This is a genomic window from Streptomyces sp. NPDC029152, from assembly GCF_055564355.1.
Genome location: NZ_JBVHWR010000007.1, coordinates 349,262 through 361,559 on the forward strand (window position 1 = coordinate 349,262; position 12,298 = coordinate 361,559).

Annotated in this window: 9 protein-coding genes and 1 riboswitch; of the genes, 1 reads left to right on the top strand and 8 read right to left on the bottom strand. The window is 74.7% G+C overall.

Annotated features, from left to right (window positions below; genetic code table 11):
* Positions 1 to 60: 60 nt before the first annotated feature.
* Entirely contained in the window at positions 61 to 789 is a 729-nt protein-coding gene (locus tag ACZ4V6_RS17850) for a ZIP family metal transporter (RefSeq protein WP_467828096.1), read from the top strand.
* A gap of 11 nt (positions 790 to 800) precedes the next feature.
* On the opposite strand, the gene cobI is transcribed toward ACZ4V6_RS17850, so the two are convergent.
* The 8 genes from cobI to ACZ4V6_RS17890 form a co-directional block, all read right to left on the bottom strand.
* The gene (gene cobI / locus ACZ4V6_RS17855) at positions 801 to 1,532 is read right to left on the bottom strand and encodes a precorrin-2 C(20)-methyltransferase (RefSeq protein WP_467828099.1); all 732 of its coding nucleotides are present in this window, start codon (positions 1,530 to 1,532) and stop codon (positions 801 to 803) included.
* Positions 1,529 to 2,908 (bottom strand): cobyrinate a,c-diamide synthase, encoded by a 1,380-nt coding sequence (locus tag ACZ4V6_RS17860; RefSeq protein WP_467828102.1) that lies wholly within the window; start codon positions 2,906 to 2,908, stop codon positions 1,529 to 1,531. Before ACZ4V6_RS17860 ends, cobI begins: the two co-directional genes overlap by 4 nt.
* The gene (gene cobO, locus ACZ4V6_RS17865) at positions 2,905 to 3,513 is read right to left on the bottom strand and encodes a cob(I)yrinic acid a,c-diamide adenosyltransferase (protein WP_467828105.1); all 609 of its coding nucleotides are present in this window, start codon (positions 3,511 to 3,513) and stop codon (positions 2,905 to 2,907) included. The genes ACZ4V6_RS17860 and cobO overlap by 4 nt, the downstream gene beginning before the upstream one ends.
* Entirely contained in the window at positions 3,513 to 5,528 is a 2,016-nt protein-coding gene (locus ACZ4V6_RS17870) for a putative cobaltochelatase (protein WP_467828108.1), read from the bottom strand. Before ACZ4V6_RS17870 ends, cobO begins: the two co-directional genes overlap by 1 nt.
* Positions 5,525 to 9,178 (bottom strand): cobaltochelatase subunit CobN, encoded by a 3,654-nt coding sequence (gene cobN, locus ACZ4V6_RS17875; RefSeq protein WP_467828110.1) that lies wholly within the window; start codon positions 9,176 to 9,178, stop codon positions 5,525 to 5,527. The genes ACZ4V6_RS17870 and cobN overlap by 4 nt, the downstream gene beginning before the upstream one ends.
* Positions 9,175 to 10,683, bottom strand: coding sequence for a cobyric acid synthase (locus tag ACZ4V6_RS17880; protein WP_467828113.1), 1,509 nt, complete (start codon positions 10,681 to 10,683; stop codon positions 9,175 to 9,177). Before ACZ4V6_RS17880 ends, cobN begins: the two co-directional genes overlap by 4 nt.
* Positions 10,680 to 11,645, bottom strand: a complete 966-nt coding sequence (locus ACZ4V6_RS17885) for a cobalamin biosynthesis protein (protein WP_467828116.1) — start codon at positions 11,643 to 11,645, stop codon at positions 10,680 to 10,682. The genes ACZ4V6_RS17880 and ACZ4V6_RS17885 overlap by 4 nt, the downstream gene beginning before the upstream one ends.
* Before the next feature lie 115 nt (positions 11,646 to 11,760).
* Positions 11,761 to 11,908: riboswitch (cobalamin riboswitch) on the bottom strand.
* Positions 11,909 to 12,042: 134 nt separating this feature from the next.
* A complete protein-coding gene (locus tag ACZ4V6_RS17890) occupies positions 12,043 to 12,264 on the bottom strand; it encodes a hypothetical protein (protein ID WP_467828119.1) in 222 nt (73 codons plus the stop codon).
* Positions 12,265 to 12,298: the final 34 nt, after the last annotated feature.

Below are 12,298 nucleotides of genomic sequence, written 5' to 3' on the forward strand. Positions count from 1 at the left end.
TTACTGCGGTTGCTGCTGTCGGACGCGCGTGAACGCGGGCTGATCGGATACCAAGGGCCCATGGCGGTCCTCGTCGCGCTCGGCGCGTTCCTGATGACGCTGGCCGGCGGCTGGACGGCACAGCGCGTGACCGACCGGCGCCACCTGGTCCTCGGCCTGGCCGGCGGTCTGATGCTGGGCGTGGTCGGCCTCGACCTGCTGCCGGAGGCGCTGGAGGCGGCCGGCGACGAGGTGTTCGGCGTCCCGGCGGCACTGCTGCTGTTCGTCGCGGGATTCCTCCTCGCCCACCTGGTGGAACGCCTGCTGGCCGCCCGCCGCGCCGCGCACGGCGCCGACGAGCACGGTCACCGCACGCCCGAGGTGGGCCTGACGGCGGCCGCCGCGATGGTCGGGCACAGCGCGATGGACGGCGTGGCGATCGGCGCGGCCTTCCAGGTCGGCGGCGGCATGGGCGCGGCCGTCGCGATGGCCGTGGTCGCCCACGACTTCGCGGACGGCTTCAACACCTACACGCTCACCAGCCTGTACGGGAACGCCCGCCGCCGCGCCGTCGCCATGCTGGTCGCCGACGCCGTGGCCCCCGTCGTCGGCGCGGCGTCCACGCTCCTCTTCACCATCCCGGAGGGCCTGCTCGGCGCGTACCTCGGCCTCTTCGGCGGCGTACTGCTCTACCTCGCCGCCGCCGAGATCCTGCCGGAGGCCCACCACGAGCACCCCGCCCGCTCGACCCTGCTGTGCACGGTCGCCGGCGCGGCGTTCATCTGGCTGGTGGTGGGCATCGCCGAGTGAGCCGCCGGCGCTCACAGCTTGCCGCCCCGCCCGCCCTCGCGCCGCGCCGGCGCGATGAGCGTCGACAGATAGGGCAGCGGCGCCCCGTCCAGCTCGGCGGCCGGCCGCACGGACTCCTCCGGCAGCCCCAGCGCCGAACCCCACACCGCGTCGCCGAGCCGCCCGGTCTCCCGCAGCGCCTCGGCGACCTCGGCCGCCTGCCGGCCGAACTTGTACGCGACGACCGTCCCCGGCCCGTTCAGCGCGTCCTTGAGCACGGCCGCCCCGGCGGTCACCGGCACCAGCGTCAGCGGCTCCGTGCCCTCCGTCAGCACCGCGCCCGACCGGGCCGCGAGGTCCTGCATGGCGGTGATGCCCGGCACGGTCTCCACGACGGTGCCCGGCACCAGCTCGCCGACGGTCTGCGCGAGGTACGTGAACGTGGAGTACACGTTGGGGTCGCCGATGGTCGCGAAGGCGACGCCGCCGTGCTCCCGCAGCAGCCCGGCCACCCGCTCCCCGGCCGCGTCCCACGCCGCCTCCCGGCGCGTCCGGTCGGTGCGCTCGTTCAGCGCGAACACGACCCGCACGACCTTCTCGGCGCCCACGTAGTGCAGCACGGTCGCCTCGGCGCGGCCCCGCTCGCCCGTGTCCATCACGGGCACGACGACGACATCGGCGGCCCGCAGCGCGTTGACCCCCTTGACGGTCACCAGCTCCGGGTCCCCGGGCCCGACCCCCACCCCGATCAGCCTGCTGCTCATGACGTCCGGCACCTCTCCACGAACCGACGGGCGACACCGGGCTCGGACGCCCAGTGCGTGTGCAGGTAGCTCGCGTGCACACCGCGCTCCACAAATCCCTCGACGCGCCGCTCGGGCGCCCGCATCCCCCACGCCGGCGCCGCCCCGGCCCCCGGCTCCACGACCGTCCGGTGGAACTCGTGCCCCCGCATCCGCGTCCCCGCGGCGGCCAGCGCACTGTCGCCCACGGCCACGGCGTCCCGGTAGCCCAGGGTGAGCCGCTCGGACATGCGCGCGGAGGCGTCGAGCACCCCGCACATCGGCAGCCCGTCCAACTCCCGGCACAGGTACAGCAGGCCCGCGCACTCGGCGGCGACGGGAGCACCGCTCAGGGCGAGCTCGGCGACGCTCTTGCGCAGTCCCTCGTTGGCCGACAGCTCGGCGGCGTACACCTCCGGGAACCCGCCGCCGATCACCAGCCCGGCGGTGCCCTCGGGCAGTTCCCCCTCCCGCAGGGGGTCGAACGTGACGACCTCGGCCCCGGCGGCCGCGAGCAACTCGGCGTGCTCGGCGTACGAGAAGGTGAACGCGGCTCCGCCGGCGACGGCGACGAGGGGCGCCGGCCCCCCGGCCGGCCGAGCCGGGTGGTGGACGGGCGAAGGCCAGGGGGTCCAGGGGGCGGGGTCCCCCGGCAACGGACCGGCGGCACGCGCCAGCCTCACCAGGGCGTCCAGATCGCACCCGCCGGCCACCTGCGCGGCCATCGCGGCAACGGTCTCGACGGCCGATGCGCCCCGTTCGGCGACCGGCACCAGCCCCAGGTGCCGGGACGGCGTCTCGACCCGCGCGGTCCGCCGCAGCACTCCCAGCACCGGCACCCCGACGGAGTCCACCGCCTCCCGCAGCAACGCCTCGTGCCGGTCCGAACCGACCTTGTTGAGGATCACGCCCCCGATCCGCACCTCCGGATCGAAGGACACGAACCCGTGCACCAGCGCCGCCACCGACCGCGACTGCGACGACGCGTCCACGACCAGCACCACCGGGGCCCGCAGCAGCTTGGCCACCTGGGCGGTGGACGCCAGCTCCCCTTCCCCCGCCGCCCCGTCGTAGAGCCCCATCACGCCCTCGACCACGGCGATGTCGCACCCGCGCGCCCCGTGCAGGAACAGCGGCCCGACCAGCTCGGGCCCGCACAGGTACGCGTCGAGGTTGCGGCCCGTGCGCCCGGTGGCGAGCGCGTGGTACCCGGGATCGATGTAGTCGGGCCCGACCTTGTGCGGGGACACGGCGAGCCCCCGCGCGGCGAGCGCGGCCATCAGCCCGGTGGCGACGGTGGTCTTGCCGCTGCCCGAGGAGGGCGCGGCGACGACCAGCCGGGGAACGGAGGAGGTCACCACTCGATGCCCCTCTGCCCCTTCTGCCCGGCGTCCATCGGGTGCTTCACCTTGGACATGTCGGTGACGAGATCGGCGAACTCCACCAGCTTCTCCGGCGCGTTCCGCCCGGTGATCACGACGTGCTGGGTCCCCGGCCGGTCCCGCAGCACGGACACGACCTCGTCGGTGTCGACCCACCCCCAGTGCATCGGGTAGGCGAACTCGTCCAGCACGTACAGCCGGTACGTCTCGGCGGCGAGGTCCCGCTTGACCTGCTCCCAGCCCTCCCGGGCCTTCTCCTCGTTGGTCGAGTTGTCACCCTGGAGGTCCCGCTGGACCCAGGACCAGCCCTCGCCCATCTTGTGCCAGTCGACGGTCCCGCCCTCACCGCTGGCGCCGAGCACCCGCAGCGCGTTCTCCTCGCCGACCTTCCACTTCGCCGACTTGACGAACTGGAACACCCCGATCGGCCACCCCTGGTTCCAGGCGCGCAGCGCCAGCCCGAAGGCGGCGGTGGACTTGCCCTTCCCGATGCCCGTGTGCACGACGACCAGCGGACGATTACGCCGCTGGCGGGTCGTCAGTCCGTCGTCCGGCACGACACTCGGCTGCCCCTTCGGCATCACGCGGCCCTCCTGCTCGCCTGTACGTCCTTCACCAGCCCGGCGATGGAGTCCGCCCGCAGCTCGTCCAGCGTCACCGCCGTACCGCCCAGCTCGCCCGCGAGCCGCCCGGCGAGCCCCAGCCGCACCGGCCCGGACTCGCAGTCCACGACCACGGAGGCGACGCCCTCGGCCGCGAACAGCCGCGCCGCACGCCCCGCCAGCGCGACCGGTTCCGGACCACCGGTGGCCCGTCCGTCCGTCACCACCACGACCAGCGGCCGCCGCGCCGGATCCCGCAGCCGTTCCACGCGCAGCACCTCGTGCGCCTTCAGCAGCCCGGCCGCGAGCGGCGTACGGCCACCGGTCGGCAGCGACTCCAGCCGGGCCGCCGCCGCGTCCACCGACGACGTCGGCGGCAGCGCCACATCGGCCGCCGACCCCCGGAAGGTCACCAGTCCCACCTTGTCCCGCCGCTGGTAGGCGTCCAGCAGCAGCGACAGCACGGCACCCTTCACCGCGCTCATCCGCTGCCGCGCCGCCATCGACCCGGAGGCGTCCACGACGAACAGCACGAGGTTGCCCTCACGCCCCTCGCGCGTCGCCTGCCGCAGATCGTCCCGGCGCACCACCAGCCCGGGGCCGCCGCGCCCCCGCGCCCGCTGGTGCGGCGCGGCGGCCCGCACGGTGGCCGCGAGGTGCAGCTTGGTCAGCGCCCCCCGGGGCCGTCGGGCGCCGGTGGTCCGCCCGTGCTCGGTACGCGCCCGTGACCGCCGCCCGGCGGCACCCTCGCCCAGCCCGGGCACGCTCAGCACCTTCGTGCGGAACGGCTCGGCGGCCCGCACGGGCGACTGCTCGCCGGCGCCGCCCGAGGGCCGCGGCTCCCCGCCGTCCCCGGCCTCGGGCCGTGCGGCGGTGTCACCGTCGCCCCGGGGCGCGTCGTCGGGCTCCGGCTGTCCGCCCGGACCGCCGCCGGGGCCGTCGGGACCCGGGTCCGGATCGTCGTCGCCGTCGCCCTGCTCCTGCCCGCCGAACTCCTCCAGCGTCTCGTCGAGCCTGTCCTCGTCCAGCCCCGGCGCGTCGAAGGGATTCCGCCGCCGCCGGTGCGGCAACGCCAGCAGCGCGGCCTGCCGCACGTCCTCCGCCAGCACGTCCGTCCGCCCGGCCCAGGCCGCCAACGCCGTGGCCGTCCGCGCCATCACGATGTCGGCGCGCATCCCGTCCACCTCGAAAGCGGCGCAGGTCGCCGCGATCTGCCGCAGCGCCCCGTCACCGAGCCGCACCGACGGCAGCAGCTCCCGCGCCGCCACGATCCGCGCCCGCACGGCGGCCTCCTCGTCGGCCCAGCGCGCGGCGAAACCGGCCGGGTCGTCGTCGTACGCCAGCCGGCGCCGTACGACCTCGACGCGCTGGTCGGGCTCGCGCGAGGCGGCCACCTCGACGGTCAGCCCGAACCGGTCGAGCAACTGCGGCCGCAGTTCGCCCTCCTCGGGGTTCATCGTGCCGACGAGCAGGAACTTCGAGGCGTGCCGCACGGACACGCCCTCTCGCTCGACGTAGGAGGCGCCCATCGCGGCGGCGTCCAGCAGCAGGTCGACCAGGTGGTCGTGGAGGAGGTTGACCTCGTCGACGTAGAGGATCCCGCGGTGCGCGTCGGCGAGCAGCCCGGGCTCGAAGGCCTTCACGCCCTCCGACAGCGCCCGCTCGATGTCCAGGGCGCCGACGAGCCGGTCCTCGGAGGCGCCGACGGGCAGCTCGACCATCCGCGCGGGCCGCGACTCCGAGGCCCCCGTCCCGTGCGGCCCGTCCGGGCAGCCGGGGTCGGGTGAGGCGGGATCACAGGAGAAGCGGCACCCGGAGACGACGTCCACCTCCGGCATCAGCGCCGACAGCGCCCGCACGGCCGTGGACTTCGCGGTGCCCTTCTCCCCGCGCACGAGAACACCGCCGACAGCCGGGCTCACCGCGTTGAGCAGCAGGGCCAGCCGCAGATCGTCCTGGCCGACGACGGCCGTGAACGGGAACGGGGTACTCACTTGTCGTCACCTTCCAAGTCGCCCTCGAGCTCCAGGTACGTGGCGCGCAGCCGCTCCAGCGTCTCCGCGTCCGGTTCGGCCCACAGGCCGCGGTCCGCCGCCTCCAGCAGCCGCTCGGTGATGCCGCGCAGCGCCCAGGGATTGGACTTCTTCATGAAGTCCCGGTTCTCCGGGTCGAAGACGTACTCCGCCGACAACTTCTCGTACATCCAGTCGTCCACGACCCCGGCCGTGGCGTCGTAGCCGAAGAGGTAGTCCACGGTGGCCGCCATCTCGAAGGCGCCCTTGTAGCCGTGCCGCCGCATCGCCGCCATCCAGCGCGGGTTGACCACCCGGGCCCGGAAGACCCGGTGCGTCTCCTCGCCCAGCGTCCGCGTCTTCACCTGGTCCGGGGTGGCCGAGTCGCCGACGTACGCCTCCGGGCTCGTGCCCGTCAGGTGCCGCACCATCGCGACCATGCCGCCGTGGTACTGGAAGTAGTCGTCGGCGTCGACGAGGTCGTGCTCGCGGGTGTCCACGTTCTTCGCGGCGACCGCGATCCGCCGGAACGCCGTCTCCATGTCGCCGCGCGCCGCCCGCCCGTCGAGCCCCCGCCCGTAGGCGTAACCGCCCCACACCGCGTACACCTCGGCGAGGTCCGCGTCGCTGCGCCAGTTTCGCGCGTCGATCAGCGGCAGCAGACCCGCGCCGTAGGCGCCCGGCTTGGAGCCGAAGATGCGGGCGGTGGCCCGGCGCCGGTCGCCGTGCTCGGCGGTGTCCTCGTCGGCGTGCGCGCGGACGAAGTTCTGCGAGGCGGGCTCGTCCAGCTCCGCCACCGCCCGCACCGCGTCGTCGATCAACCCGACGACGTGCGGGAACGCGTCCCGGAAGAACCCCGAGATGCGCACCGTCACATCGACGCGCGGCCGGCCCAGCTCCTCCAGGGGCACGATCTCGAAGCCCGTCACCCGGCGCGAGGCGTCGTCCCAGACCGGGCGGCAGCCCAGCAGCGCCAGGATCTCGGCGATGTCGTCGCCCTGGGTGCGCATCGCGGACGTGCCCCAGACCGTGAGGCCGACCGACTTCGGGTACGCGCCGGTGTCGGTCAGGTACCGCTGCACCAGCGAGTCCGCCAGCGACTGCCCCACCTCCCAGCTCAGCCGGGACGGGATCGCCTTGGGGTCGACGGAGTAGAAGTTCCGTCCGGTCGGGAGGACGTTGACCAGTCCGCGCGTCGGGGAGCCGGAGGGTCCGGCCGGGACGTAGCCGCCGTCCAGGGCCCGCAGGATGTGCCCGATCTCGTCCGTCGTCCGGGCGAGCCGCGGCACGACCTCGGCGCAGGCGAACTCCAGCACGGCCACCGCGTCGGGCAGCCCGGTGCCGAGCACCTCGCGCACGAGACCCGGTACGGCCGCGATGTCCCAGTCCCGCGCCTCCATGTCCTGCGCGAACCGCCGGCACACCTGCTCCAGCAGGTCGATCGCGTCGGCGGCCGAGCGCGCCGGACCGTCCACCAGGTCCGTCAGCCCGGCCGGCACCTTCACCGGCGCGCCGGGCTCGGCCAGCAGCTCCTTCTCCACCAGTCCGAAGTGCTCGGCCAGTGAGGCCCGCAGGCCCGGCAGCGCGTTCGCCCGGCCGCCCCACACCTGCGAGGCGCGCAGCACCGCCAGGACGAGGTTGACGCGCGGCTCGCCGACCGGGCCGCCGCCCAGGACGTGCAGGCCGTCGCGGATCTGCACGTCCTTGATCTCGCACAGATAGCCGTCGATGTGCATGACGAACTCGTCGAACGCGTCGTCGTCCGGCTGGTCGTCCACGTGCAGGTCGTGGTGGAGTTCGGCGGCCTTGACCAGGGTCCAGATCTGCGCCCGGACCGCCGGCGCCTTCTCCGGATCCAGGTCGGAGACGAGCGCGTACTCGTCGAGGAGCTGTTCCAGCTTGGCCAGGTCGCCGTAGGTGTCGGCGCGGGCCATCGGCGGGACCAGGTGGTCGACCACCGTGGCGTGCCCGCGCCGCTTGGCCTGCGTGCCCTCGCCGGGGTCGTTGACGATGAACGGGTAGATCAGCGGCAGGTCACCGAGGACGGCGTCCGGCGCGCAGCCGGCGCTCAGCCCGAGGCCCTTGCCGGGCAGCCACTCCATCGTGCCGTGCTTGCCCATGTGCACGATCGCGTCGGCGCCGAAACTGTTCTCCAGCCACCGGTACGCCGCCATGTAGTGGTGGGACGGCGGCATGTCGGGGTCGTGGTAGATCGCGATCGGGTTCTCCCCGAAGCCGCGCGGCGGCTGGATCATGACCACGACGTTCCCGAACCGCAGGGACGCGAGCACGATGTCGTCCCCGTCGACGTACAGCGAGCCCGGCGGCTCGCCCCAGGCCTCGGTCATCGCCTCCCGCAGCTCCGGGTCCAGCTTCTCGAACCAGGCCCGGTAGTCGGCCAGCGGCACCCGCGCCGGGGCGGCGGCGAGCTGGTCCTCCGTCAGCCACTCCACGTCGTGACCGCCCGCCTCGATCAGCCGGTGGATCAGCTCGTCGCCGCCGGACGGGTAGTCCGTGAGCGAGTACCCCGCCTCCCGCAGCGCGTCCAGCACCCGCACCGCGGACGCCGGGGTGTCGAGCCCCACCGCGTTGCCGACCCGTGAGTGCTTGGTCGGGTACGCGGTGAAGACCAGCGCGAGCCTCTTCTCGGCGTTCGGCTTGTGCCTGAGCGCCGCGTGCCGCACGGCGATCCCGGCGACCCGACCGGCCCGCTCGGGGTCGGCCACGTACACCGGCACGTCGTCCGGTCCCTGTTCCTTGAAGGAGAACGGCACCGTGATCAGGCGGCCGTCGAACTCCGGGATGGCGACCTGCATCGCCGCGTCCATGGGGGACAGCGCGGCGTCGGACGCCTCCCAGGCCGCGCGCGACGACGTGAGGCAGAGCCCTTGCAGCACCGGCACGTTCAGGTCGGCCAGCGCCCCGATGTCCCAGGCCTCCTCGTCACCGCCCGCCGACGCCTGCGAGGCGTGCGTGCCGCCCGCCGCGAGGACGGTGGCGACCAGGGCGTCGGTCCGGCCCAGCAGCTCGTACAGCCCGGCGTCCGCGCCGCGCAGCGAACCGCAGTACACGGGCAGCGCGTTGGCGCCGCGCGCCTCGATCGCGTCGCACAGCGTGTCCACGAAGGCGGTGTTGCCGCTGAGCTGGTGGGCCCGGTAGAAGAGCACGCCGACCGTCGGGCGGCCGTCCCGGAACGTACGCGAGCCGTGGACGCCGTACTCCGGCATCTTCCGGGGCTCGTCGAAGCCCTCGCCGGTCAGCAGCACCGTGTCCGACAGGAACCGGGCGAGCTGGGTGAGGTTGTCCGGGCCGCCCTCGACCAGGTAGCGCAGCGCCTCCGCGACCACCCCGGCCGGCACGGACGACTCGGCCATCAGCTCGGCGTCCGGCACGGACTCGCCGCCGAGCAGCACGGTCGGGATCCCGGACGCCTTCAGCGCGGCGAGCCCGTCCTCCCAGGCGCGCCTGCCGCCCAGCAGGCGGACGACGGCGACGTCCGCGCCCTCGGCCAGCGACGGCAGCTCCTCCCGGACGTCGACCCGGGTCGGGTTGCCGATCCGGTAGGCGGCGTCCGACGCGCGGGCCGCCAGCAGGTCCGTGTCGGCGGTCGACAACAACAACACTGTGCTCATGCGGGCGCTCCCGGTGGAATGAAGGGCAGTCCTTGTGGCGCGCCGGACTCGATGAGCCGCCACAGCGCGTCCGTGTCCGCGTGCTGTTCGATCAGGTCGCCGAGCCGGTCGAGCTGCTCCTCGCGCAGCGCGGCGAACGAGGTGTCGGGGGCCGGCACGAAGCGGCGGCCCGCGGCGGCGGCCACCTCGCGCAGGAACGCCCGCCGGAAGCCGTCCGACTCCAGCGAGCCGTGCCAGTGCGTGCCCCAGGTCTGGCCGACCCGGCAGCCGTCCAGGAAGGGGGCCCCGCCCGTCACCTCGGCGACCCCGTGGTGGATCTCGTACCCCTCCACCCGCTCGCCGAGGGCCTCGCCGACGGGGCGGGTGAGGGTCTTCTCGCGGGCGAACCGCACCCGCACGGGCAGCAGTCCGAGCCCGTCGACGTGTCCGGCGCGCGACTCGACCTCGTCCTCGATGTGCTCGCCGAGGAGCTGGAAGCCGCCGCAGACCCCGAGCACCGGCCGGCCCTCGGCGGCCCGGCGCGCGAGGGCGTCCGCGAGCCCCCGCTCCCGCAGCCAGCGAAGCGCCCGGACGGTGCCGCGGGTCCCCGGCACGACCACGAGATCGGCGTCGGCCAGCTCCTCCGGCCGGTCCACGAACCGCACCACGACACCGGGTTCGGCGGCGAGCGCGTCCACGTCCGTGAAGTTGGACATCAGCGGCACCGCGCAGACCGCGACCCGCAGCACGTCCTCGCCGACCGGCGGCGCGACGACCGACTCCCGCACCGTCCCGCGCAGGGAGACGCGCAGCCCGTCCTCCTCGTCGATGCCGAGCCCGTGCCGGAAGGGCAGGACGCCGTACGTCCGCCGTCCGGTGAGGTCCCGCAGCATGTCGGTGCCGGGCTCCAGCAGCGACACGTCGCCCCGGAACTTGTTGACGAGGAACCCGGCGACCAGCGCCTGGTCCTCGGGCGACAGCAGCGCCACCGTGCCGAAGAAGGACGCGAAGACGCCCCCGCGGTCGATGTCGCCGACGACGAGGACCGGGAGTCCGGCGCCCCGGGCGATCCCCATGTTCACGATGTCGGTGCGGCGCAGGTTGATCTCGGCCGGGCTGCCGGCCCCCTCGCAGATCACCGCGTCGTACGTGCCCCGCAGTTCGGCCAGACAGTCGAGCACCGTGCCGAGCAGCCGCTGCTGCCGCCCGCCGTGGTAGCCGCGGGCGCTCATCTCCCCGACCGGCTTGCCGAGCAGCACGACCTGGCTGCTCTGCTCGCCGCCCGGCTTGAGCAGCACCGGGTTCATCAGCGCGGTCGGCTCCACCCGGCACGCCTGCGCCTGCATGGCCTGGGCCCGTCCGATCTCGGCGCCCTCGCGGGTGACGAAGGAGTTGAGCGACATGTTCTGCGCCTTGAAGGGCGCCACCTTCACGCCCTGCCGCACCAGCCAGCGGCAGATCCCGGCGGTGACGACGCTCTTGCCGGCGTCGGAGGTGGTGCCGGCGACGAGGAGGCCACCGTTCATGACGTACGTCCCTTCCTGCCGATCCCGCGGACGAGCAGTCGCGCGCCCGCGCACACGCCCAGCGCCAGCCAGTTCACGCGCCGGGACAGCCGTACGGCCCGCTCGATGTCGCCGGATCCGGCCCGGACGGCGCGCCCCGCCGCCCCGTTGAGCACCGGCCGGTGCTCGACCCGGCCGCCGTAGGAGAGGGTCCCGCCGAGCCGCACGCCCAGGGCGCCCGCGAAGGACGCCTCCACGGGACCGGCGTTGGGGCTCGGGTGCCGTGCGGCGTCGGCGCGCCAGGCCCGTGCGGCGCCCCGGGGGTCGCCGCCGGCCACGGTGGTCAGGACGGCGGTCAGGCGGGCGCCCGGCCAGCCCGCGAGGTCGTCGAGCCGGGCCGAGGCCCAGCCGTACCGCCGGTACCTGGGGGACCTGTGGCCGACCATGGCGTCCAGGGTGTTCACGGCCCGGAAGCCGAGCAGCCCCGGCACGCCGCCGAGCGCGCCCCACACCAGGGCGCCCACGACCGCGTCGGAGGTGTTCTCGGCGACGGACTCCACGACGGCCCGGGCGATGCCGTCGGCGTCCAGCGCCTGCGGGTCCCGCCCGCACAGGTGCGGCAGCCGGGCCCGGGCGACCTCGACGTCGCCGGAGTCCAGGGCCCGTCCGATCGCGCGGGCCTCGCGGGCCAGCGAGGTCCCGCCGACGACGGCCCAGGTGGCCGCGCCGGTCAGCGCGACGGAGGCGGCGGGGGAGGGGCGGACGGCGCGGGCGGCGGCGGCTCCGAGGGCGGCGGCGCCGCCGGCGCACACGGCGGTGTGCAGCGCGCCCCAGCCCCGGTGGTCACGCCACAGCACCCGTTCCACGGCACCGGCGGCACGGCCGAACGCGGCGACCGGGTGCCCGCGGCGCGGATCGCCGAGGAGGAGGTCGCCGAGAAGGCCGGCGGCGGCGCCGTACGCGAAGACGCGTTCGGCGCGCACGGCTCAGCCGGCCGTGGGGGCCGCGGGAAGGGACGGCGCAGGTGTGTCGCTGGTGAGCCTGGAACGGCAGCCGCGCATGGCGATATGTCCTCACTCAGGGTGTCCACGCCCTGGTTCGACGAAATCGGCGGTGAGAGTTCCTGGCTCCCGGGACCGTACTCGCGTACCGCCCCGGTGACAGTGGCGGGACCGCGCCGGACTCGCACCGGCTTCCTCTCCTGCCGCCGTAATGGCTCCGGCAGTCCACCACGGCCCGCGAACACCCGTCAACTTGCCGTTGACCTGCGCCGGGGGAGTGTGCGAAGGCCCACACACGGGTGGTGTGCGCCGGCACGGGAAGAGCGCGGGGCGCGGGACGGTGGAGTCCGTCCCGCGCCCCGCGCTCTTCCCGTGCCGGTCAGGCGACGATCAGGTAGATCCCGTACGCCACCGCCGCCGCGCAGGCCGCGAAGCAGGCGTAGGCGCCGGTGACCGCGAGCACCGCGGAACCGCCCCGGGCGACGGCCCGTTCCTGGCGGGAGAGACCGGCGATGCCGAGGGTGAACAGGGCCACCAGAGCCACGGTGGCCACGAGGCTGACCCCGAAGACGGAGCCGAGGGCTGCCCAGTCGATTGTCATGGCGGTTCTCTTCCTTCGTGTCCGGCGGGCGGGC

What these genes read in the sequence shown, in the direction of transcription:
- cobO (WP_467828105.1), bottom strand. Translation starts at nt 3,513, where the DNA reads ATGCCGAAGGGGCAGCCGAGTGTCGTGCCGGACGACGGACTGACGACC.
- cobI (WP_467828099.1), bottom strand. Translation starts at nt 1,532, where the DNA reads ATGAGCAGCAGGCTGATCGGGGTGGGGGTCGGGCCCGGGGACCCGGAG.
- ACZ4V6_RS17880 (WP_467828113.1), bottom strand. Translation starts at nt 10,683, where the DNA reads ATGAACGGTGGCCTCCTCGTCGCCGGCACCACCTCCGACGCCGGCAAG.
- cobN (WP_467828110.1), bottom strand. Translation starts at nt 9,178, where the DNA reads ATGAGCACAGTGTTGTTGTTGTCGACCGCCGACACGGACCTGCTGGCG.
- ACZ4V6_RS17850 (WP_467828096.1), top strand. Translation starts at nt 61, where the DNA reads ATGGCGGTCCTCGTCGCGCTCGGCGCGTTCCTGATGACGCTGGCCGGC.
- ACZ4V6_RS17890 (WP_467828119.1), bottom strand. Translation starts at nt 12,264, where the DNA reads ATGACAATCGACTGGGCAGCCCTCGGCTCCGTCTTCGGGGTCAGCCTC.